The organism is Streptomyces sp. NPDC127097 (assembly GCF_042724075.1).
Lineage (GTDB): Bacteria > Actinomycetota > Actinomycetes > Streptomycetales > Streptomycetaceae > Streptomyces.
This window is the reverse complement of sequence record NZ_JBHXFI010000003.1, coordinates 68,738-91,687: the sequence shown is the minus strand read 5'-3', so window position 1 is coordinate 91,687 and position 22,950 is coordinate 68,738. Positions and strand designations below refer to the sequence as shown.

Annotated in this window: 17 protein-coding genes and 4 pseudogenes; 13 read left to right on the top strand and 8 right to left on the bottom strand. The window is 68.1% G+C overall.

The genetic code is table 11. The annotated features are described in order from the left end of the window. Positions 1-178: 178 nt before the first annotated feature. The 5 genes from ACFWJW_RS04165 (at position 179) to ACFWJW_RS04145 (ending at position 3,908) form a co-directional block, all read left to right on the top strand. Positions 179-319: a hypothetical protein gene (locus ACFWJW_RS04165; RefSeq protein WP_387234596.1), complete on the top strand. Its 141-nt coding sequence runs from the start codon at positions 179-181 to the stop codon at positions 317-319. A gap of 77 nt (positions 320-396) precedes the next feature. Then, positions 397-1,299, top strand: a complete 903-nt coding sequence (locus tag ACFWJW_RS04160) for a hypothetical protein (protein ID WP_387234593.1) — start codon at positions 397-399, stop codon at positions 1,297-1,299. A gap of 177 nt (positions 1,300-1,476) precedes the next feature. Then, entirely contained in the window at positions 1,477-2,658 is a 1,182-nt protein-coding gene (locus ACFWJW_RS04155) for an NAD-dependent epimerase/dehydratase family protein (protein ID WP_387234590.1), read from the top strand. A 14-nt stretch (positions 2,659-2,672) separates the two neighbouring features. Next, positions 2,673-2,900, top strand: a complete 228-nt coding sequence (locus tag ACFWJW_RS04150; RefSeq protein WP_190144651.1) for a hypothetical protein — start codon at positions 2,673-2,675, stop codon at positions 2,898-2,900. A 6-nt stretch (positions 2,901-2,906) separates the two neighbouring features. Further along, the gene (locus tag ACFWJW_RS04145) at positions 2,907-3,908 is read left to right on the top strand and encodes a glycosyltransferase family 2 protein (RefSeq protein WP_387234587.1); all 1,002 of its coding nucleotides are present in this window, start codon (positions 2,907-2,909) and stop codon (positions 3,906-3,908) included. Positions 3,909-4,140: 232 nt separating this feature from the next. Here ACFWJW_RS04145 and ACFWJW_RS04140 read toward each other — a convergent pair whose 3' ends face one another. Further along, complete coding sequence (locus ACFWJW_RS04140; protein WP_387234584.1) at positions 4,141-4,623, bottom strand: MarR family winged helix-turn-helix transcriptional regulator; 483 nt, start codon at positions 4,621-4,623, stop codon at positions 4,141-4,143. Positions 4,624-5,382: 759 nt separating this feature from the next. Here ACFWJW_RS04140 and ACFWJW_RS04135 point away from each other — a divergent pair. Continuing rightward, complete coding sequence (locus tag ACFWJW_RS04135; protein WP_387234581.1) at positions 5,383-5,931, top strand: YceI family protein; 549 nt, start codon at positions 5,383-5,385, stop codon at positions 5,929-5,931. A gap of 174 nt (positions 5,932-6,105) precedes the next feature. On the opposite strand, the gene ACFWJW_RS04130 is transcribed toward ACFWJW_RS04135, so the two are convergent. Beyond that, positions 6,106-6,336: a DUF6506 family protein gene (locus ACFWJW_RS04130; protein WP_387234578.1), complete on the bottom strand. Its 231-nt coding sequence runs from the start codon at positions 6,334-6,336 to the stop codon at positions 6,106-6,108. A 514-nt stretch (positions 6,337-6,850) separates the two neighbouring features. On the opposite strand from ACFWJW_RS04130, the gene ACFWJW_RS04125 reads away from it, so the two are divergent. Further along, complete coding sequence (locus tag ACFWJW_RS04125) at positions 6,851-7,408, top strand: hemerythrin domain-containing protein (protein WP_387234575.1); 558 nt, start codon at positions 6,851-6,853, stop codon at positions 7,406-7,408. Positions 7,409-7,641: 233 nt separating this feature from the next. Here ACFWJW_RS04125 and ACFWJW_RS04120 read toward each other — a convergent pair whose 3' ends face one another. From ACFWJW_RS04120 to ACFWJW_RS04100, 5 genes and pseudogenes are all read right to left on the bottom strand, one after another. Then, entirely contained in the window at positions 7,642-8,619 is a 978-nt protein-coding gene (locus tag ACFWJW_RS04120; RefSeq protein ID WP_387234573.1) for a TIGR03557 family F420-dependent LLM class oxidoreductase, read from the bottom strand. A gap of 3 nt (positions 8,620-8,622) precedes the next feature. Further along, entirely contained in the window at positions 8,623-9,570 is a 948-nt protein-coding gene (gene nrfD / locus ACFWJW_RS04115) for an NrfD/PsrC family molybdoenzyme membrane anchor subunit (protein ID WP_387234570.1), read from the bottom strand. Between the two features lie 71 nt (positions 9,571-9,641). Beyond that, positions 9,642-10,640 (bottom strand): 4Fe-4S dicluster domain-containing protein, encoded by a 999-nt coding sequence (locus tag ACFWJW_RS04110; RefSeq protein WP_387234567.1) that lies wholly within the window; start codon positions 10,638-10,640, stop codon positions 9,642-9,644. Further along, complete coding sequence (gene fdh, locus ACFWJW_RS04105) at positions 10,637-13,882, bottom strand: formate dehydrogenase (protein ID WP_387234564.1); 3,246 nt, start codon at positions 13,880-13,882, stop codon at positions 10,637-10,639. The genes ACFWJW_RS04110 and fdh overlap by 4 nt, the downstream gene beginning before the upstream one ends. Before the next feature lie 260 nt (positions 13,883-14,142). After that, positions 14,143-14,220: pseudogene (locus ACFWJW_RS04100) on the bottom strand (LysE family translocator); the annotation flags it as partial. A gap of 344 nt (positions 14,221-14,564) precedes the next feature. On the opposite strand from ACFWJW_RS04100, the gene ACFWJW_RS04095 reads away from it, so the two are divergent. The 5 genes and pseudogenes from ACFWJW_RS04095 (at position 14,565) to ACFWJW_RS04075 (ending at position 22,423) form a co-directional block, all read left to right on the top strand. After that, entirely contained in the window at positions 14,565-16,022 is a 1,458-nt protein-coding gene (locus ACFWJW_RS04095; protein WP_387235097.1) for an IPT/TIG domain-containing protein, read from the top strand. A 560-nt stretch (positions 16,023-16,582) separates the two neighbouring features. After that, on the top strand, positions 16,583-18,832 hold the full coding sequence (locus ACFWJW_RS04090) for a transporter substrate-binding domain-containing protein (RefSeq protein ID WP_387234561.1): 2,250 nt from the start codon (positions 16,583-16,585) through the stop codon (positions 18,830-18,832). A gap of 422 nt (positions 18,833-19,254) precedes the next feature. Then, on the top strand, positions 19,255-19,806 hold the full coding sequence (locus ACFWJW_RS04085; RefSeq protein ID WP_387234558.1) for an FABP family protein: 552 nt from the start codon (positions 19,255-19,257) through the stop codon (positions 19,804-19,806). Between the two features lie 756 nt (positions 19,807-20,562). After that, positions 20,563-21,024 (top strand): annotated as a pseudogene (locus ACFWJW_RS04080) (transposase); the annotation flags it as partial. Positions 21,025-21,412: 388 nt separating this feature from the next. Beyond that, a complete protein-coding gene (locus ACFWJW_RS04075; protein WP_387234555.1) occupies positions 21,413-22,423 on the top strand; it encodes an aldo/keto reductase in 1,011 nt (336 codons plus the stop codon). Between the two features lie 120 nt (positions 22,424-22,543). Here the strand turns inward: ACFWJW_RS04075 and ACFWJW_RS04070 are convergent. Next, positions 22,544-22,588 (bottom strand): annotated as a pseudogene (locus ACFWJW_RS04070) (hypothetical protein); the annotation flags it as partial. 137 nt (positions 22,589-22,725) lie between these two features. Here ACFWJW_RS04070 and ACFWJW_RS04065 point away from each other — a divergent pair. After that, positions 22,726-22,917 (top strand): annotated as a pseudogene (locus ACFWJW_RS04065) (IS5/IS1182 family transposase); the annotation flags it as partial. Between the last annotated feature and the right edge of the window lie 33 nt (positions 22,918-22,950).

Sequence of the window (22,950 nt, the reverse complement as noted above, 5' to 3'; positions counted from 1 at the left end):
CGCCGTTCGTCAGGCACCCGTCAGGCAACCTTGAGGCGCCCGACAGACGGCCTGGGACCACAGTTTTCTGTCGCTGTCGAAGAGATCAGCAACCCGACCGGGTCGATGACCGCCGCCACGGGCCGGGATTCCCCGCCGCCGGCCTGAGCAGTAGAACGAACAGGCGTGGTGCCTGACCGTGCTGACGAGCTCCGCGATCTGCTGGCACACGGAGTACATGGCCTGGCCGTCGACCAACTGCGGGGCGCAGGGTCTGCGGATCGCCACGACGGACGAACCGACGGGATCGCGCGTGCCCGCCTTCCCCCGTCTGGCCTAAACCTCCGTGACCCGAAGTAGCCAGCTCTCCACAAGGGCCAGAGATTGGACACCGAGGGCCCACCGAAGGAGGTACGAATGCGCACTGACGGGATCGCCGTCCTGGTTCCCTACTTCAACCCGGCCGGGTATCGGTCCCACCCGCGAAAGCTGGCCCGAAGCCTTGAGGCATTCCGCCGTGCCGGAATCGCCGAGCACGTCTACCTCACCGGCGCCGGTGAGGTGCCGCCGCTGGACGCCAACATCGCGTACTGGAGCGAGACCTGCCCATATATGTGGCACAAGGAACGGCTGATCAACCTGGCGGCCCGTCGCCTCCCCGGCCGGTACACGCACATCGTCTGGGCGGACAACGACATGGTCATCACCCCCGACTGGCCCCAGGCGGTCGCTGATGCCTTCACTCGGGCTCCCCTCGTGCAGGCGTTCCGCGAGGCCCGCTACCGCACCTTTGAGGGTCTCTGCACCCACTCTCTCCCCAGCGCCCTGTGGCCCGGCAAGCTTGGCGCGCACGGGGTGGCTTGGGGAGCGGCCCGTGAATTCTTCACCGAAGGCCCCGGACTTTTCGACTACGCGCTCGTCGGCGGCGGCGACTCGGTTTTCGCGTACGCCTTGGCAGACCACACGCCCATGCCCGTCGTCCGCCGCCAGTCATTCATCCCCCAGGTCTGGTCGCCCGCGCTCCTCGCAGAGACCGACGCCTGGCTGGCGCAGGCCCGCGCCTGGACCGACGGGCGGCAGCCCGTCGCCGCCGAGACCGACGTGGAGGTCATCCAGCACGGCTCGCTCCGGCAGCGCCGCTACCGAGACCGCCATGCCCTGCTGAGCGCCCTCGACCCGGCCCGCCACCTCGTCGAAGCGCCCGACACCATCCGCCGCTGGAGCGACTGCGGTCTGGCCGAGCTGGGACCGACGATCCGCGCCTACTTCCACAGCCGCAACGAGGACGAGGTGTGGCCGGCTGTAGTGGCAGCGGGATGATCCTGGTCGCGCGTCGGCACCGCTCATCAGTCGCCCGAATGCAGCAAAACCAACTTCGCCGGTAGCAGGTTCCTCTCGATCGGGGCAAGCTGTTCATGAACTTGCTGGCGCTACTCTGGTGAGACCGCTGAGCATCTAGGGTCGCGTTCTACCTTCATGGCACATTGGAGACTGCTCGTGCGGGTTTTCATCGCCGGCGTAGACGGATACCTAGGCTGGAGCCTGGCGCAGCATCTGGCGCGTCGGGGTCACACCATTGGCGGCGCGGATGCTCTGCTGCGCAGGGTTTGGGTCGATGAAATGGGCTCCGTCAGTGCAATCCCCATCGCGCCGCTGGACGAGCGACTGGCAGCTTTCTCTGAGCACTTCGACGAGCCGCTTCAGTTCTTCGCACTTGACATGCTCGACCATTCGGCACTGCGCACCGCCCTAGCCGAATTTCAGCCCGATACGGTTGTGCATCTCGCCGAGTGCCCATCCGCACCGTACTCGATGATTGATTTCCAGCACGCAGACTTCGTGCAACGTAACAACGTCTCGGGAACCTTGAGCCTGCTTTTTGCCATGCGTGATCAGTGCCCGGAGGCCCATCTGGTCAAGTTGGGAACGATGGGCGAGTACGGCACACCCGACTTGGATATTCCCGAGGGATTTTTTGAGGTCGAGTACCGTGGCCGGCGCGAAAGGCTCCCGTTTCCCCGCCAGGCCGGCTCGTGGTACCACTGGAGCAAGGTATTCGACTCTCACAGCGTTGCCTTCGCCTGCCAGCTCTGGGGGCTGCGAGCAACTGACGTTATGCAAGGCGTCGTATATGGCACCTGGTGCAACCCTGACACCCGACTGAATACCCGCCTGGATTTCGATGAGGCTTTCGGTACTGCGCTTAACAGGTTCTGCTGTCAAGCGGTAATCAGTCAACCGATTATGCCCTATGGCCAAGGCACGCAAAAGCGAGGGTTTCTGTCGCTTTCCGACTCAATGCAGTGTCTGGGCCTGGCTATCGACAACCCACCAGCCGCAGGAGAGTACAGGGTCTTCAACCAGTTGCGCGAGGTCTTGTCCATCAACGAATTGGCGCTGATCGTGGGGGCGGCTGGTGAGAGATGCGGTCTCACCCCCGAGATCCGGCATCAAGAAAACCCGCGGGTGGAAGACGAAGCTCATCACTACTGCCCGGACAGTAATCACTTGCGGGCACTGGGATTCCGCCCGTCGCTACCGATCGATGAGGTTGTCCGAAACATGATCGGTGACCTGCTGCCGTACCGAGACCGCATCGCGGCCTATGGTCAGCGACTCGCCCCGACCGTACGGTGGCGGGATTCCCGCACCGTATGTACAGAGAGTCCACGCATCTAAGGAGAGGAAACGACATGAGCCAGGTCCGCGAGGAGAAGCTGCGCGAAGTCCTCGAAGCCGCATGCAGAGAGAATGCGGTGATCCGCCTATTGCGGGATGACCCGCAGGCGTTCGCAGAGCGGTACAAATTGTCCGATGCCGAGCGGCAGCGCCTCGAAAACTCAGACGTGTTGATGGTCATCGACAAGGCCCGGCCCGAGGCTAACCAAACCACCACACCAATCACTATTGTCGACTGCTGACTTGCCGTGCGGAGCGCGCCGACAATCAGCATCGTCTTTCCAGCGCGCGACGAAGGCGCCCGCGTGGCGCAGACTGTCGTGTCAGCCGTAGAGACCTGTGAATCACCTCGCGACATCGAAGTAGTCATCGTTGATGACTGCTCGCAGCCTGCGACCCGGCCAGATATCGGCGCGCTAGCTGGCCGGGTCCAGGCACGAGTCATCCGTTCAGATGTACACCTGGGTGTTGGGGCAGCGCGCAACCTGGCCGTTCAGCACGCCCGTGGCGACGTAGTCTTCATCACCGACGCTCACGTGCAGTTCTCACCAGCGTGGGATCGGCAAGTGGGTAACCTCATCAAGCCGCAGCGGATCCTGGCGGCAACCATCCGAAATCAGGATCATTCCTGGCAGGGCTATGGTTGTCGCCTAGTCGTGCCATATATGGGAACGCGCTGGAATACCAGTCCGCCCGGCTCGGCGCCGCACGTCCAGATCGCATCGTCCGCTGGCACCGTGATGGAGCGTTCCCTGTTTGAGCGCATCGGCGGCTACGATGAGGGAATGCTGCACTATGGTGGTTTTGAACCGGAGTTCAGCGTACGGGCATGGCGCAGTGGCGCCGAGATCCTCCTTGCATCCGACATCGAGATCACTCACCAGTTCAAAACTCCACATGAGTGCAATAATTTCATTACCTCGGTACGCACCGCCCTTGTTCACAATTGCATGCGATTCGGAGTGGCTCACCTGCCGGATCTAATGATCTTGGAGATGGTGCGGCTTCATTCCTCGGAGTCCCTGGAGTACATCCAGGAAGCACTGCGACTGCTTGAACAGCGGGATGCTTGGCGGCGCCGCGAACAGCTTTCCAAGAGTCTCATGCATGACTTTGAGTGGTTCGTGAACCGCTTTGCGCTGCGAGATCAAGTTGGAAGAGCGATTCCCGTAGGCGGGGTGGCAAATGAAGAGGAACTCGGGGTCAATGCTGAGGGTTCCTGTTTGTCAGGTAAAAAACTGCTCACTTAGCACTTCAATTGCAGCTCGCATTTCCTGCGGGTCAGGAGCCTGTTTCTGAGTAAAGCGAGTTGACGATCCGTCACCTGGCGGGATTTCGTGACCGCCGGTGCGCCGGTTGCAGTGGCAGCGCATGGTGGTGGCCTGGCGCGAGCATGGCCAGGGTCATGTGCAGTGCCGGATTGCGTATCGAGGGCGCGGTGAGTCTCTTGCGGGGCGGGCGGCCGATGTGTGAGGCGCATCGTCAGTCCGGGCGGCAGGTGTCGGTGGGGGCGATGGCCTGGTTGACGCGGTGGCCGATGGCGCGCAGGGTGCGCTGCTGGGCCTGGGTGAGGGGGTCGAAGACGAGGCGGCGGACCTCGTCGACATGGCCCGGGGCGGTGGCGACGACCTTTTCCCAGCCTGTTTCGGTGAGGATGGCCAGGGTGTAGCGGCCGTTGTCCGGGTCGGGGGTGCGGCGCACCCAGTCTTGCTTCTCCAGGCGCTTTGCCACGTGGGAGAGGCGGGAGAGCGAGCTGTTGGTGCGGATCGCCAGGTCGCTCATGCGCATGGTGCGCTCGGCGGCCTCGGACAGGGTGGCGAGGACCTGGTACTCGAAGTGGCTGATCCCGGCGTCGCGCTGCAACTGGGTGTCCAGCGCGTTCGACAGGTTGATCACCATGGCGGTCAGGGAGAGCCAGGTCTGCCTCTCCTCGGCGTTCAGCCAGCGGGGTTCATGCGTGTCCATGGCCCCATCCTAGCTTGATTCTTCAAGTCAAATTCACGGCACCTCGCTTGACGCTTCAAGTTTGGCGGGCTAGCTTCGAGGTTGAAGCTTCAAGCTACCGGATGAGTAATCCCCTGATGGGAGCCCTAAGCGGCCCCAGGCTGCGACTGTGGCGAGAGCCGCCTTCCAAGGACTCACCCTTCCTCCGGGTGATCTTGTAGACAAGGAATCGACATGATTGACCGCCGTAACGTCCTTAGAGGTGCGGGCGCCGCTGCCCTGGGCGCCCTCGCCATCACCGCGGTAACCAGCGGAACCGACCTGGCAGCCGCGACCACGGGCGACCGGGAACTGTTCGGTGACCCGCCTCCACCCCGCAGGCCGAGTCGCTCTGGCCGGCCCACCTGACCGATACGGAGCGCAAGCACCTCAAGGTCTTCGACGAACTGGACTTCGTCGTCTACTCCGGTCAGCAGTGGGACCGGATCGCTATCAACATGGCCACGGTCGGCATCTGGAACAAGAACGGAGTGATGGAGGAAGAGTTCCTCTTCTGGGACAACCTCACCTTCTACCAGCAGATCGGCCTCGCCTGACCCGTGGTGTTGCCCGGCGGTGCGGGAACCGTCGGGCAACACAACACCGAAGGCCCCCAACCCCTGCCCCACCATCCACCGCGGCCGCGCCACGAGGCGGGACCAGCCGCTGAACGCACGAGCCCGCGAAGCCCACACGCCACCCGAAATCTCACTCCCTGCCCCACCCTGAAAGGCGATCGCCATGACGAACCACAGCATCAACCGCGCCCAGCCCTCCACCAGACTGTCCGACCTCAGCGCCGGCCTCTGGGTCCTGGACGCGACCACGTCATCAGTGGAGATCAAGCACAAGTCGATGTGGGGGCTGGCCACGATCAAGGCCGTCTTCACCAAGCTCAGCGGCGAAGGCGAAATCGACCCCGACGGTTCCGCGCACGGCACGCTGACCATCGAGGCGGCGTCGATCCTCAGCAAGCAGGCCAAGCTCGACACTCACCTGCGCTCCGCGGACTTCTTCGATGTCGAGAGGTATCCGACGTTCACCTTCACGGCCACCGGCGTCGTCACCGACGGCGCCGGAACCGCCAAGGTCACTGGCCGCCTCACTGTGCTCGGTACGACCCGCCCGCTCACCTTCACCGCCCGCGCCACTGCCGCCGGCCCGAACGACGTGACCCTCAGCGGCGAGGTCACCATCGACCGCAACGACTTCGGGATGGGCTGGAACAAGGCCGGAATGATCAAAGGTCTCACCACCGTCACCCTCACCACCCGCTTCACCCACCGCTAACCCGCCGTTCCCGGAGCCGGACCTGCGGTTGGCCAGGATCAGCTGGTGAGGGTCCGTACGGTTACGGACTGTGGCGCCGAGCGGCGCCGCGATTCACCCGGTGGGCGCAAACTCGGCCGTCTGCCTCAGTCCTCCGCCGTCTCGTCGTCCTCGGCGTCGGCCGCCTCCGGCGGGTCAGGAAAAGATCGCGTGTACTTGATCGACCGCTTCGGGACCGTAGCCAACCGTGCCAACGGGGACCGCACCGTCAATCGCCTCGATGGCACGACCGGCCCACACCGGCCCGAACCCACCGCACAGCTCGATCAGTTGCACGCCTTCGTCCACCAGACGGCGCCCGACCTCGATGGCCTCCTCGGGCGTTTCAACTTCCACAAAGACAGTGCGGCACCTACCGGTGTCCACGACACTGCTGGTCGGCGATCGCGGGCCGTGGTGCTGCCGATTTTTGCGTACTGAGCCGCTAGCGTTTTGTGCCCAGGCTGCTTGGTTTCGCGTGGTCGATTGAGTCCTCTCGGCGCGTGGCTGCCGGCCTGGGCGCAGGCCCTTGGTGTCTGGCAGCTGGGCTTGTGAGAGCCGCCCCTGCTTCGTCCAGGGACAGGGGCGCTCACACCGCCGAGTGATCAGGAACAAGCCCTGCGACGAAGGCCAGTGTGGTGTCGTCGGCCCTGCGCCCAAGGCCCCTGAAGTGGGGGCAGGCGCAGGACCGCCGGTCGATGGAGACCGGGACGATGGGCGCGGTACGCAGCGCACCCACGCTGATCGTCCCTTCTCCCGGGCGGACGGTGTCTGCTCGCCACGCCCTCCGTCCCTCAGGCGGGTCAATGGGACGCCCAGCGGTGTGATTTCCCTGAAGGTCCGGGAACCCCTGAGGGGACGGCCGGTGATGTGCCGGCTGCACGGTGAAAGGCGGTGTGCCGTGGGGCATGGCGGTGATGTGATCGCGGAGCTGACCACCGACCACCGGGAGGTCGATGAGCTGTTCAAACAGTTCGAAGACGCTCCTCCAGGGAGTGCGGACCGCAAGCGTCTGGTGGATGCGTTGACGATCGAGCTGGTGCGGCACTCCGTAGCCGAGGAGGAGTACCTCTACCCCGCGGTGCGTGAGCACCTGGAGGAGGGGGACGCGCTGGCGGACAAGGAACTCGCTGACCACGCGCGCATCGAACAGCTCCTCGACGACCTCCAGCAGCGTGAGGCCGATGATCTCGACTTCGACCGGCTGGTAGTGAAGCTGCGTACCGAGGTGACCGCCCACGTGGGCGACGAGGAGAATCACCTCTTCGCCCAACTGCGCACGCACGTGCATCCCTACGTCCTGGAGGAGCTGGGCAACAAGGTCCGGCAGGCGAAGAAGAGCGCCCCCACCCGCCCGCACCCCAACGCTCCCAGCACACCGCCGGCCAACAAGCTGCTCGCCCCGGGTCTGGGAATGGTGGACCGGGTACGCGACTACCTCACCGGCCGAGGTAAGTAGGCGCCCCGCGTTCCGCGCCTGCACAGAGGCGGAATTGAAGATCGATCCGCCGTAAGGAACGGCACTCACGCCGGTACCCGATACGCGAACGGTCATGCCCGTGCACGCGCGGGGGTGAGGAGTCGCCCGTTCCGTCCAGCGAGGGCAAGCACCTGTTGCTACGGGGCCGGTGCGGCCGTACTCATCGCCTCGGGCTTCCTGGTGGGGCCGAGCTAGCTGAGAATGCGGGCGGGTCAGGAGGTGGCGGCGGGCTTCAAGCCGCGGAGCCGCTGGTCCAGTTCACTTCGGTAGAAGTCCATGAACCCGTCCGGGTCCGGCCCGGCGTTGTGCGTCACGAGCCGGTCGAAGCCCGCGTCCACGAAGGGCTGCGCCACTTCCAGGAACCTCGCGGGGTCGGTTCCGCAGGCGAAGGTGGACAGCATGTCCTCTTCGCGCACGGTGGCGGTGGCGGCCTCGAAGTTCGTCGGGTTGGGCAGCTCGCTCATCACCTTCCACCCGGTCATCGCCCACCGTGAGGTCTCCAGGGCGGCCTGTGCCCCGGTGCGCGCGTGGGGAGCCCAGGCCATGGGGACCTCGGCGTACCGCGGGCCGTCGCCGCCCGCACGGCGGTATGCCTCCACCGTCTCGCCCGTGGGCTCGGTGGCGAAGAGCCCGTCTCCGAGCTCGGCGGCGAGGCGGGCCGCGGCGGGGCCGCCGGCGGCCACCGCGATCTCCGGGAGTTCCTGGGGGAGGTCGAAGACGCGGGCGTCGTCCAGCTTCAGATGCCGGCCGTCGTAGGACTGGTAGCCGCCGCTCCACAGCAGCCTGATGATCTCCAGTGCCTCCCGCAGCCGTGCGTGCCGCTCAGGTACGGAGTTGGGGAACCCTTCTCCGGTCACGTGCTCGTTGAGCCGTTCCCCCGAGCCCACACCGAGCGTGAAACGACCGTCGGAGAGCAGGGCGAGGGTCGCTGCCGCCTGCGCGATGATCGCGGGGTGGTAGCGGACCGTGGGGCAGGTGACTCCGGTCGCCAGACCGATGCGTTCGGTCTTGGCGCCGATCGTCCCGAGCACCGTCCAGGCGAAGGGGGAGTGGCCCTGGACGTCCAGCCAGGGGTGGTAGTGGTCGCTGATCTCGACGAAGTCGAATCCGGCCTGCTCCGCGAGCACGGCCTGGCGTACCAGTTCTTGGGGACCGAAGGACTCGGCAGCGAGTTTGTAGCCGATCTGCACGGTTCACTCCTTGTCCGGGGCGTACGCTTCGTCGTTCTCCTGCGCGGCACGCTTCCGGTCGAGTCGTTCGCGTTGCGGTACGACGGTGTGCCGGGGGTCCTCGGCCGAGGCGACGCCCGCCGCGAAGACCCCGAAGCGGGTGCAGGCCGAGCCGGCGAGCAGGGCCAGTCCGGCGACACAGGCGGTGGGTCGTGCGGCGGGTCCCAGGAACGGAGCCGTGGCTCCCGTCACCGCACCGCCCACGATGAGCGCGCGGGCGCCGCGAAGCAGCGTGCCCGCCCGCCCTTCCCGCCACGTCTCGGCAACGCTGCCCAGGCGACGTTCGGCGGCCGTGCTCGCGGCGAGTTCTCCGGCGGCCGCGAGCACAGCGGCGCATCGGGCGGGCCCCGTTTCCCGGACCGGTCCGGCCACGAGGGCCATCCCCGAGGCCGCGGCGGTCGCGGAGGCCGCGAAGAGATAGGGGAGTTCGCGGTGCGCGCCGTGCCAGGCGGGAACGGCGGTGTCGGCTGCGAGGACGGCGGTGTACGAGGCGACGGCGGGGCCGGTGAGCGCCGCGCCGAGGGTCGCGGCGGTACCCACGCGCCGGAAGGTGCCGCTGACGGCGGTGACGGCGGCGAGTCCCGCGGCCGGCCCGTAGACGCCCAGCAGCCACGAGCCGACGCTCATCGGCGAGGTCGGCTTGAACACCCGCAGCATGTTCGTGAACCGTGAGGGGCGCCCGAGGTCATTGATCAGTGCGGCCACGGAGAGGCCGAGGGCCCCGAGGGAGGACACCTTGAGCGCGGTCGCGGTGACGGGACGTCCGGTGAAGTGGGCGCCTGCGGCGAGGACCGATCCGGCTCCCGCGAGACCGCCGAGGAAGAAGTAGCCGGCGATGTCACGGGGCGCCCAGGACGGTGCCTTGATGACGGGCCTGCCGTAATAGGACCGGAACTCGGCGCGGGGGACCATGAGTTCTTCGCCCGGTCGCTTGCGGCCAGGACCCTTATGGCGCGATGCGCGCGGGCCGTCGGGGGATGAGGTCATCGGCGTCCTTTCCGCAGGCCCGCAGCTCGGCCGAGGGCGGGCAGCACGTGGGAGAGGGCCCCTGCGGCGAGCAGGGACACGGCGGCGACGCCCGCGTGTTTCCACATCGCGGGCAGGTCCCTGGTGGTCACGACGGGCGCCGGCGGCAGACCGTAGACCTCGGGTTCGTCCAGGAGCAGGAAGAAGGCACCGTCACCGCCCACTCCGTCGTCCGGTTCGTGTCCGTACAGACGCGCCTCGGGTACACCGGACCCCTGGAGTTGTTCCACGCGGAGGGCGGCGCGTTCCCGCAGTTCGTCGAGTGGGCCGAACTGGATGGAATCTGTGGGGCACGCCTTGGCGCAGGCGGGTTCCTGCCCGGCCCCGAGCCGGTCGTAACACATCGTGCATTTGAACGCCCGGCCGTCTTCGGCCCGTTGCTCGATCACACCGTAGGGGCAGGCCGGCACGCAATAGCCGCAGCCGTTGCAGATGTCCTCCTGGACCACCACCGTCCCGAACTCGGTGCGGAAGAGCGAGCCGGTGGGGCAGACATCGAGGCAGGCCGCATGGGTGCAGTGCTTGCACACGTCGGAGGACATGAGCCACCGCATTCCGCCGGGCTCCTGGGACGGCTCGGCCGGTGCCGGGCGGCCGTCGGCGAGGGGCAGCAGGGTGCGGCCCTCCGGCTCGGGCGGGCCGGTGCGCACGGGCTTTTGTTGCTCGATGAAGGCGACGTGCCGCCAGGTGGACGCCCCGAGACCCTGGGTGTTGTCGTAGGACATGCCGGTGAGGGAGAGGCCGTCCTCGGGGAGGGCGTTCCACTCCTTGCAGGCCACCTCGCACGCCTTGCAGCCGATGCATACCGAGGTGTCGGTGAAGAACCCGACGCGGGGCGGGGCGTCCTCGTATCCGGCGTCGCCGGCCGGGTCGGACTCGGGGCCGTACAGGAGCCGGTCGAACAGGGACCGGCCCTCGGGCTCGGATCCGGCCTCCGGCACGGGGTCGGCCGTCATGTGCTCTCCTCCACTCCGGTGTGCTCGGTGATGCCCGCGCGGCGTCGGTACTCGGCCACGAGTGCGGGCAGGGCGGCGCCGCGTGGCCGGCGTCCGGGCCTGATGTCGGCGGTGAGCGCCTTGTCCTCCTGGATGTGCGCGTTGGGGTCCAACGAGATGGCCATCAGCTCGTTGGCCGCGTCGCCGGTCACGACGCCATTGGGCCCCCAGTGGAAAGGCATCCCGATCTGGTGCACGGGGCGGCCGTGCACGATCAGCGGCCGGAGCCGTTCGGTGACCAGGACGCGGGCCTCGATGGCGTTGCGGGCGGTGATGACGGTGGCCCAGCCGCCGTGTTCCAGACCGCGCTCGGCCGCCAGCTCCGGGGACAGTTCGCAGAAGAACTCCGGTTGCAGTTCGCTCAGATAGGGCGACCAGCGGCTCATGCCCCCTGCGGTGAAGTGCTCCGTCAGACGGTGGGTGGTGACGATGTACGGGTAGACCTCGGCGCCCGGCTCGTTGCCGCTCGGGTGGTAGCGGTTGCCCTCGCGGGGCAGGGTCCTGCGGACCGGCGACCGGCCGACGTCGGGGTACAGCAGATTGGGAAAGGGCGAGTCCTGCGGCTCGTAGTGCGTGGGCAGCGGCCCGTCCTCCAGCCCCGCGGGAACGTAGAGCCAGCCTTTGCCGTCGGCCTGCATGATGAACGGGTCGTCGCCGCGCAGCGCCTCGGGCCCGACGGCGTCCTCGGGCGGGACGTGCGCCGGGTCGAGGCCGGGAATGAAGTCGGGCACGTCGTGCCCCGTCCAGCGGCCGGCGTCGCTGTCCCACCACACATAAGCCTTGCGAGCGCTCCAGGGCCGGCCCTCAGGGTCGGCGGAGGCCCGGTTGTAGAGGATGCGGCAGTTGGCGGGCCAGGCCCAGGCCCACTCCAGTGCGGTCCAGCTCTGCTCGCTGTGCGGCTTGCGGCGGTCGGCCTGGTTGACGCCGTCCGCGTAGACCCCGCAGTAGATCCAGCAGCCGCACTTCGTGGAGCCGTCGTCCGTCAGCTGGGTGTAGGCCGACAGCGGGGTGCCGTCCGGTCCGTGGCCGTTGATCTCGGCGAGCACGGCGGCGGCGACGGGCTCGCGCAGCGGGCCCTCCACGGGGTAGTCCCACGTGAGGTCCTGGACGGGCCGGTCCCGGCGGTCGGTGGAGTCCTTGAGGAGCTCCTTGACGCGGCGTCCGAGGTGGTACATGAACCACAGGTCGCTGCGCGCCTCGCCCTCGGGTTCGACAGCGGCCTGGTGCCACTGGACCCAGCGGTTGGTGTTGGTGAAGGAGCCGGACTTCTCGGTGTGTGCGGCGGCGGGGAAGAAGAAGACCTCGGTGCCGATGTCCTCGGTGCGCATCTCACCCGTGGCGATCTCGGGGCCGTCCTTCCACCACGTCGCGGACTCGATGAGGGAGAAGTCGCGCACCACGAGCCAGTCGAGCTGCGCCATCCCCAGGCGCTGGAGGCGGGTGTTGGCGGAGCCGACCGCCGGATTCTCCCCCATGAGGAAATACCCCTTGCACTCGCCGTCGAGCTGCGCCATGACGGTCTCGTACGTGCTGTGCGAGCCGGTCAGACGGGGCAGGTGGTCGAAGCAGAAATCGTTGTCGGCGGTGGCGGCATCGCCGTAGTACGCCTTGAGGAGACTGACGAAGTAGGCGCGCATGTTGCCCCAGAAGCCCTTGTCGGTGCGGCTGGCGGCGATGAAGGCGTCGAGGTCCTCATGGGCGTGGGCGTGCGGCATGGGCAGGTAGCCGGGCAGCAGGTTGAAGAGGGTGGGGATGTCGCTGGAGCCCTGGATGGAGGCGTGGCCGCGCAGCGCCTGAATGCCTCCGCCGGGCCGGCCGATGTTGCCGAGCAGCAGCTGGAGCACGCAGGCGGCACGGATGTACTGGGAGCCGACGGTGTGCTGCGTCCAGCCGACCGCGTAGCAGAAAGCGCTGGTCCGGTCGCGTCCGGAATTGGCGGTGAGCGCGTCGCACACCTCCAGGAAGGTCGCCCGGGGGATGCCGCAGGTCTCCTCGACGAGCTCGGGTGTGTAGCGCGCGTAGTGGCGTTTGAGGACCTGGTAGACGCAGCGCTCGTGCCGGAGGGTGTCATCGCGCCGCGGCCGGCCTGGGGCCTGGGGGCCGCCGGACCCGTGCGCCTCCGAGCGGCCGGCCTGGCGTACTCGTTCCTCGTAGCGCTGGTCGGGATCGCCCGCGGGGGCCTGCACATCGGCGCCGTCGTACTGCCAGCTGTCGGGATCGTACGTGCCGGTCTCGGGGTCGAATCCGGAAAACACGCCTCCCAGGTCTTCGGTGTCGCGAAAGTCCTCGCCCACGAGCGAAGCCGCGTTGGTGTAGCGCAGGACGTACTCGCGGAAGTCCTTGCCCTCGGTCAGGACGTGGTTGATCAGCGCCCCGAGGAACACGATGTCGCTGCCGGCGCGGATCGGGACGTGCAGATCGGCGAGGGCGCTCGTCCGGGTGAAGCGGGGGTCGACGTGGATGATCTTGGCTCCGCGCGCTTTGGCTTCCATGACCCACTGGAAGCCGACCGGGTGAGCTTCCGCGTAGTTGGAGCCCTGGATCACGATGCAGTCGGAATGCTGAAGATCCTGCATGAAGGTCGTGGCGCCGCCACGTCCGAAGGACGTACCGAGGCCGGCGACCGTCGAGCTGTGGCACACGCGAGCCTGGTTCTCGACCTGCACGACCCCCAGGCCGGTGAGCAGCTTCTTGATCAGGTAGTTCTCCTCGTTGTCGAGGGTCGCTCCGCCCAGGCTCGCAAGTCCCATGGTGCGCGCCGTGCGGACACCATCGCGCTCCCACTCCCAGGTCTCGGCACGGGTCCGGACCACTCGCTCGGCCACCATGTCCATGGCGGTCTCCAGGTCGAGCGGCTCCCAGTCCGTGCCGTGCGGCCGACGGTAGAGGACGTGGTGCAGACGTGCGGCGCCGGTGGTGAGCTGGAGGGAGGCGGAGCCCTTGGGGCACAGCCGGCCCCGGCTGACAGGGGAGTCCGGGTCGCCCTCGATCTGCACGACGCGGTCGTCCTTGACGTAGACCTGCTGACCGCAGCCGACGGCGCAGTACGGGCAGACGGACTGCACGACCCTGTCGGCCCGGTCGGTGCGCGGCCGGAGGGTCTCGGTGTGGGCGGAACGGGTGGCGCTCCCGCGTCCGAGCGGGTCGTTCCCGGTGAGCTGCCGGTACACGGGCCACTCGGTGACCCAGGTGCGCAGGCCCATCTCGTACACCTCCGGACGAGTGATCTCTCCGCTGGGCGCCACCCCTCCCGGCAGGGACCCGGCCGGGGGCTCCCTCCCAGGGTGGCCCCGGGTGGCCGGTGCAGCGACCCGAGTATCAATTGACGCCCGAGTACCCGGGCCCGCCCGATGTACACGGAGTAGACCGGGCCGCCGTCCGTGGTCGCTCGACAGATGGTGGTTCTTCCGGGCGGGCCACGAAGCCGAGGCGCTCGTGGTAGGGGATCGTGCCGGTGCTCGGGCGTCAGCCGACGGTCCGAGCGGGCGAACCAGGAACGGGCCGCCGAGGCGCTCAGGCCCCACAGGGTGTCCGTGGTCAGGATGTCCGCCGCGCGCATCCCCTTGCGGTGCCGGAACGCCTTCGCCCGGGCCGCCGACCCGAGCCTGCCCGCGGACACCGCAGCTCTGGCGCCCACGCCGCGCACCTGACTCGGCGCACCGCAGACACGTATGGCGAACGGCCAACAAGGTGAACCTGGTCAGGCTGAAGGCAGGGGAAGCACCGGACAGCGCAGCGGGGAGGTCTGATGGTGTGCGGTCCACTCTGACGGTTCGGCACAGATCTGCCCTGATGCTGCCGAAGGCCGAACCGCCTCCGCGTCGGCAAAGCATCCGAGGAGCAGGAACGACGATGGCACCCGATCCGACAATCGCCCAGGTGACCATGACCCTGGCTGCCTTTGCAGCCACCGGGAACACCCCACGTCCGTCCGGGGAAACCCTGGAGGAGCAGACCAAACGCATCATCTTGGGCATCAACGCGCAACTGAACGATCCCAGTCTTGCGACGCAGGGCACATGGAAGCTGGTGTGGCTCGCCCTGAGCGCGGCCAACGCCAATATGGCCTTCATCGCACAGAACGGCTCGAACGAGTTCGCCGTGGTCGCTCGCGGAACGGACGCCGATTGGACCGACATCCTCGAGGACCTCGACGTCGGCACGGTCGTTCCGTTCCCCGAAAGCGGATCGCCGAAGCCCTACGTTTCCAAGGGGGCGATGGATGCGTTCAAACGGGTGATCAACGCCCGCTCGCTCGCCTCCTCACCCTCCCCGAACCTCACGCTCACTCAGGCGCTCGCCGCCGCGCTCAAGTCGGCGTCCTCGCCGGAGCCGACCGTCTATCTGACCGGTCACAGCCTGGGCGGTTGCATCGCCACCATGCTCGCGCCGTACCTGCAAGCACAGACCTGGCCGAAACAGCCGAAGTACGCGGTGATGACCTATGCCGCTCCCACCGCGGGCGTGCAGAGCTTCGTCGACTACTTCAACTCCCTGCCGTGGGTCATCGACGAGCGCCAGAACAACGCCTACGACCTGGTACCGCACGCGTGGGCCGATCTCGACACCACCACCGGCTGGTACCCGGACCCGGGACCGCAGGCGACCGAAGAAGTGAAGCTGCTCATCGGGGCGATCTCCCAGCGCACCAAGGGCAACGTCTACGTCCAGCCCGGCACGGAATGCCTGATGAACACCGGATACGGGAAGCTTGCCAAGAACCTGGTCAACAAGACCACCCAGGACTTCCTCGGCCAGGTCGCCTTCCAGCACGCCAACTCCACCTACCTGGACCTGGTGGGGGCGCCTCCCGTCCCTTCCCCGCCCGTCGTGATCGACATGAGCCCCACCTTCGGCGCAGCAGGCGCCATGGTGACCATCAACGGCAGCGGTTTCAGTCAGGACAGCATGGTCGACTTCGGCCGCTTCGCCTGCACCCAGCGCACCGTCGACCCCTCCGGCAGAAGAATCACCGCTCAGGTCCCCAACGGATCCGGCGTCGTCCACGTCCGCGTCACCAACACCCTCGGCACCTCCCCGGCCGTCGCGATGGGGCAGTTCGCCTATGGCGGACCCGCACCTGTGGTGGTCAGTGCGGTCAGCCCGACCAGCGGAAAGGTCGGCACCCCGGTCACCATCGGCGGCTCGGGCTTCGCCAATGGCGCCACCGTGCACTTCAAGGACAAGGCATCCGGTTCGGTCAGGTTCATCTCCACCAACCAGATCACCGCAACCGCGCCCGATCAGCTCGACGTCCACCAGACGGTGAACATCACCGTGACGGTCGGCAAGGCCACCTCTCCCACCAGCCCGGCCGACGAGTTCACCTACACCGGACGGTAGCGTCGGCACGCCTCGTTCCCGGGATGGTCCGTCGAGTCCTTCGAGCAGCCCCGGGCCCTTGCCGCCGACCGGTCGAACCGTGCCCGGGTGAGGGATCGCCGGAGGACCGTTCGCCCTGCGGCACGCAGGCCACGGAGCTGTACGGCACGGCCGACGACAGCCCAGGCCGCCAGATCAGGCTCTGGTCGAGCTCGGCGGAGCCGCAGCGGGCGGCGTTGCGGTGGGCCGCGGCGATCCCCACCGGACTGACCGCACCCCACCGGGTCACTAAGGCGCGCAGGCCCGGGGCATGCGTCTCGATCCGGCCGAGCACCCGCTCCACATAGCCCGCGACCAGCCGCTCGTCGTCCCTCCCCGCCGAGACGTCCAGTTCGCCCGCAGCATCGCACGACGGCGCGAACGGAAATGGCAGCAGTCCACCGGGACGGCCGGCTGCCCGGAGGGCGGCGGGCGGCGGGAGCGCCGCGACTCCGCGGACGTGGTGTCCACCGCACCGGCGCCCGGCGCCACAGCACCGTCGGCACCACCGCCGAACAGCCACCGCCGGAGCATTCGGGGCCGTGCAGAATGGTGTCGGACAACTGCTGGCATGGGTGGGGGTATTGGTGCGACCGCTGGCGAAGCACGATCCGCAGCAGATCGGTCCGTTCCGCATCATCGGGCTGCTCGGTGGCGGCGGAATGGGACGGGTCTATCTCGGCCGCGCGGCGGACGGGCGGCCGGTGGCGGTGAAGACCGCGCGCTCCGAACTCGCCGACGACCGGGGCTTCCGTGCGCGTTTCGCCCGTGAGGTATCCGCGGCCCAGCAGGTGGGCGGACCGTTCGTGGCACCGGTGGTCGACGCCGCGCCGCACGATGACGTGCCCTGGATGGCGACCGAGTACGTGCCGGGTGTCTCGCTCACCGATGCCGTGCACGACTGCGGGCCGCTGCCCGAGCACGCGGTGCGGCTGCTGACGGCCGGCCTGCTGCACGCCCTGACGGCGGTGCACGCGCACGGGCTGGTGCACCGCGACCTCAAGCCGTCGAACATCCTGCTCACCGCCGAGGGCCCGCGCGTGATCGACTTCGGCATCGCGCACTCCGCCGCGGACACTGCGCTGACGACGACCGGTACCGCCCTGGGCACCCCGGGGTTCATGGCGCCCGAGCAACTCGTCATGACCGGCCCCAAGGTCACGGGCGCGGCGGACGTGTTCGCGCTGGGCGGGGTGATCGTGTACGCGGCGACGGGTGGCGGCCCCTACGGGAACGCCGATCCGCAGGTCCTCATGTACCGCACCGTGCACGAGGAGCCGCGGCTCGACGAACTCACGGATGCTCTCCGGGAGTTGGCGTCGGCCTGCCTGGCGAAGGATCCGGAGCGGCGGCCCGCTCTGCCCGCTCTCATGGCGCGGGTGGGCGCACCGGGCCCCTACGGCGTCTGGCTGCCGGAGCCCGTCGCCGTACAGCTGCGCCGTCTGTCCGCGCAGCTCAGTGACCCCAGGTCCCCGGACATGTTCGCGCTGCGGCCCCCGGCCGGGGGGCCCGCCGACGTCCCCGACGACCAACTGCCGACCCGTACGACGGCGGACGGCGCACCGCCCCCGCCGTCGTACGACGTGCCGCCGCCCGCGGGCACTCCCGCGCCTCCGCAGCCCGCCACTCCGTCCCCGGGCCAGTACGGTCCAGCCCCCGCCACTTCGTCTCCGGACGGGTATGGCCCAGCCCTCGCCACTCCGTCGCAGGAGCGCCACGGCCCCGCTCCGTCACCGGGGCCGCACGCCGTCCCCCCGGACCAGCTTCCGCTCTCCCCTGGGCAGACCGTGTCCCCTTCCCGGCCCGCGTCCCCGGGGCCGAGCCGGCGCGGTGTGCTCGCCGCGCTGTCCGTCGTCGGGGTCGGAGTCGGTGGCGGGGCACTGGCCTGGGTGCTTCAGCCGGACAGCGGGGACGGCGGCAGCACGGGCGCCGGGGGAAAGCCCGGCGGCAGCAGGAATCCGTCCGGCGTCGAGCCGGGCGGGAACCCTTCTGCCATCGGGGCCCCCTCCGGCCGGCTGCCGAAGGAGATACGCGACAAGGGCATCGTCACCATCGGCTCGGACATCGCCTACCCGCCCATGGAGTTCGTCAGGGACGACGGCGAGCACGCCGGTCTCGACGTCGACCTCGCGAACGCCCTCGGCCGTGAACTGGGCCTGCGCGTCAAGTTCGTGAACGCCGCTTTCGACACCCTCCTCACCGGACTGCACGTGAACCGCTTCGACCTGGTCATGTCGGCGATGGCCGACACCAAGGACCGTCAGGAGGGGCGCGCGGACGGCACGAAGACCGGCAGCGGCGTCGACCTGGTCGACTATTTCAAGGCCGGGCTGGTGATCGTTGTCCGCAAGGGCAACCCGGAGGGCGTCAAGGCCCCCGCAGACCTGTCCGGCAGGAAGGTCGCCGTCCAGCGTGGCACGGCCGCCCGTGACCTCCTGGACCAGCTGAACAGGCAGGTCCCCGAGAAGGTGAAGATCCGGGAGTTCGACTCACCGGCGGAGGTCTACGACGATGTCGCCAAGGGTCGGTCCACGGCCTGCCTGGACGACTACCCGGTCGCGGCCCACAGCGCCGCGACCCGCGCAGGCGGCACCGCCCTCGAACTCAGCGGTGAGCAGCTGGAACCCCTTCTCTACGGTGTAGCGGTCGCCAAGACCAACACAGCCCTGCGCGACGCCCTACGGGAAGCTCTCGACCGCCTCATCAGGAACGGCGCATACGCGAAGATCCTCAAGAAGTGGCACGTCGAGGACTGCGCGGTGGAGCGGGCAGCCGTCAACGAGGGACCGTAGGGCGGCCGGGCGCCTCTCGGGGAGGAGGGGGAGCGTAGCTGAGACGCGGCCGTCGGGAAGCGTTGAGCCGGCCCCTGCCCTGGTAGCCGCCATGCGGTCGTCGGATACTCCATGGGCAGCGCCATCGCCGTAACAAGGAGGCGAGGTCACTGCCTCACCCAACACCCAACACCTCTGCTATCGAGGCGGGTTGACGCGAGGGAGCCACTCGGTCAGCCGGCCCCTTGCCTCCTCGCCCCGGTAGCGCGTACGGGGAATGCGGCGGCACCGGCTCCACCGTGCCCGTACGGAGAATGCGGAGGCACCGGATCCACCGTGTCCGTACGGCGGTCACCGGGCGGCGCGCCCTCCGCTGCCCGGCGTCGGTGGATCGACGCCCTAGGCTGCCACCCGGCACCCGCCTCTACCCAGGAGCGCACATCATGTTCGACCACGCCCCGAAGCACCCGTATCCCGACGCCTTGCGACCGGACGAAGCACCCGCGCCGCACGCACTGCTCGCGCCGGTGATCGGGCTCCTGGGCACTTGGCACGGCCGGGGCCGTGGCGGGTACCCCACGCTGGCCGAGGAGTTCTTGTACGCGCAGGAGGTCACCTTCAGCCACGACGGGCGGCCCTTCCTCCACTACGAGGCGCGCTCCTGGCTGCTCGATGCGGACGACACCCCGCTGCGGCCGTCGGCCCGGGAGAGCGGCTGGTGGCGGCTACAGCCCGACGGGCGGGTGGAGGCATTGATCACCCAGCCCACCGGCATCGCGGAGATCTCGGTCGGCCGTGCAGGCGATGGAATGGTCGACCTCACCACCCATGAGGTGGCTCTCGCCCCCACCGCCAAGGAGGTCAACGCCACCCGCCGCCGCTACACCCTTACCGACGAGAACACGCTCACCTTTGTCCACGATCTTGCGGCGGTCGGTCAGCCGCTGCAACACCACCTTTCGGCGCAACTGCGACGCGGGGCCGGCGGCAGCTAGGCGGCGCCAGGAGGCACCTGCGCCGTACAGCGTGCCGGCGTGGGTCTGCCGGGCCAGGTCTTGGCGGTGCGGGTCTGTGGGTCTGCGGTGCCGGGTGCGGTTCCGTCTGTCGCGCCGGCCTCGGCTGCGGGGCGGGAATGATGCAGAGACCGCCCCCTTCCCGTCAGCCGAGCCACAAGCCGCTCGGAATGAACGGGGGCCGCTCTTACAGCACGTGGCTCAAGGCCACTGGTGGCTACGGTGACTACAAATCTTGGAAGGGAACTAAAAGCAACAAGGCTGGTCTTGACCACATCGAGCTTGAGGTCGCCACGTTCAAGGGTAAGCGCATGATGTCGCACTGCACCGATATGGCGTAGCCACACCCCGTCAGTTGCGCCCTTACTCGTGGAAATGACGCTCGCTGGCCCGCCCCGTGCGATGAAATCGGATGGGGCTCGTCGCGACTTACGGCACCCAAGTTCCTGGATCGCCCGAAATCCGTATCCTCCGCACCAGAGAGGCGAGCGGCCATGGCGACCAAGACGAATCAGGACATCGGCGATCAGCGCGCCGACGAGGCCGTCATCCTGCGCACCCGCGAGCGACTCGGATTCCGCGAGATCGCCGTCTCGGCTGCGATGTAAGAGGCGTACGAGGCGTGGAAGCGCGGCCGGACGCGGTACGACGTCGAGGCCGCCGCGAGCCTCGACGCATGGCGCGCGAGCAACTCGCCGTCGACGAGGCTGTGATCGACGGTCTCATGCCCAAGGCGATCGGAGTCGGAATCCGGGCCGGTTGTCGCTGGATGACCGCAAGTGCCTACAGGGGATCTTGTTCGTGCTGCCTACCGGCATCCAGTGGGAGTAGCTGCCACAGGAGCTCGGCTTCGGCTCGGGAATGACCTGCTGGCGCCGGCTGCGGGACTGGCACGAAGTCGGGGTGTGGAACAAACCGACCCGAGCCCGGTCGACCGCGCCAGGCCGGGCTCGAAGCACCATGTGATCACCGACTCGCGCGGTACTCCGCCGGCCATCACGCTGACTGGTCGCAACGGCACGATGTCTCCCAGCTGTTGCCCCTGCTCGATGCGGTACCCCGCATTAAGGGCCGCACCGGCAGACCGCGTCACCGGCTGCGGCAGCTGTTCGCCGACGTGGCTACGACTACGAGAAGTACCGCGGCCCGCTGTGGAAACGCGGGATCAAGCCCGTAGCTGCCACAGGGGGGAGCCACGGCCCATCCCCGACCGCGTGCGGGTGTTCCAACGGACAGACATCGAGGCGGCGTCCGTTCGCGATTTGATCACCTACAGCTAAGAGATCCCGCGGGTAGGGGCGCCGTCGCGAGCGCCGCGATACCGCCGCCCGGACCAGCGGAATCTCTTAGTGATCGAGCGATGATCGGTCGTGGCGACGGACCTGCGAGGGCGGTTTTGCCGTCGGGGGCTGAATAGTGCCCCACGCGCTCGGCCGAGAATTGACAGTTTGTTACTCGCTACCACTGGGGTCTCTGGTGCGTCTGGCCGAAACGGTCGAAACCTGACAGGGTGCACATGCTCACGCCTCCGAATTCCGGACCGAGACGTATTGCGTTAGAGCGCACTCCAACTCCTAGCTTCGGAAACATGCGATACGTCAAACTCGGAACGACCGGACTGGAAGTCTCCGCCATCACCCTCGGCTGCATGAGCTTCGGCGAGCCGGACCGGGGCGGCGAGCCCTGGTCGCTGGGCGCGGACGCCAGCCGGGACATCATCAAGCAGGCCCTCGAGGGCGGCGTCAACTTCCTGGACACGGCCAATGGGTACAGCGCCGGAAGCAGCGAGGAGATCGTCGGCCAGGCGGTCAAGGACTTCACCCGGCGCGAGGAGGTCGTTCTCGCCACCAAGGTCTGGATGCGGACGCGCCCCGGCCCGAACGGCGCCGGGCTGTCCCGCAAGGCGATCTTCGCCGAGCTCGACGCCTCCCTGAAGCGACTGGGGACCGACTACATCGACCTGTACCAGATCCACCGCTGGGACTACGACACCCCGATCGAGGAAACCCTCGAGGCGCTGCACGACGCGGTCAAGTCCGGGAAGGTCCGCTACATCGGAGCCTCTTCCATGCACGCCTGGCAGTTCGCCAAGGCCCTGTACCTGGCTGACCTGAACGGCTGGACCCGGTTCGTGTCGATGCAGGACCACTACAACCTCATCCACCGAGAAGCAGAGCGGGAGATGCTCCCGCTCTGCGCCGACCAGGGCATCGGGGTGATCCCGTGGAGCCCGCTGGCGCGGGGCAGACTGACGCGGGCCCGGGACACCACCACGGCACGTGCCGGGACCGACGAGGGCGGCAAGACCCTCTACCGCGACGAGGACCAGGTAGTGGCCGAGCGCGTCCACGAGATCGCGGGCAAGCGGGGCCTGTCCCCGGCCCAGGTCGCCCTGGCCTGGGTCATGCGCAACCCGGCGGTGACCTCGCCCATCGTCGGGGTCACCAAGCCGGCCCAGCTGGCCGACGCGGTCGCCGCGGTGGACGTCGAACTCGACGAAGACGAGGCCGCCTACTTGGAGGAGCCCTACCAGCCGCACGAGGCCGCCTACCTGGAGAAATCCTTCTACAAGCCGCAGCCTGTGGCGGGCTCCCGGTAGTCCGGGATACCGCCGGGCCTTCGACGAGTCCTTGGCCTCGGCCTTCACAGCCCTGTGGTCGGCCCGGCGGTGCTTGTGGGCGGTCGCGCGCAACTGCATGATCCGCGCGCTGCCCGCCAGCGCGGTGAGCAGGATGCCCGCCACCGCGGCCAGCAGCAGGGCCACGCGCAGCGGAACGTGCCCGTGGGCACCGAAGTAGCTGACGTCCACCGACTGCTCCTGAGTTTGGTCAGTTGGTAAGAGATTTCGCGGGTAGGGGCGTCAGGCTGATGTGACGTGGGCACCGGGATCCGTTTTGTCGCCGCTGGGTCGTCGAGTGCACCAACTCCTGGTACAGCCGCGGCTTCAACTTCACCCTGTCCTGCACTGAACGTCGAGCGGTCGTCATCAACGCACTGCTCGCGTTGATGACCGCGATCATCGTGATCCGACGCCTCATCCGCGAAGCCTGGACCAGCCAACGCTGGGACACACGGCCAGCCCGCCGACCATGACGCCTTGTCCTCTACCCGCGGAATCTCTCAGTG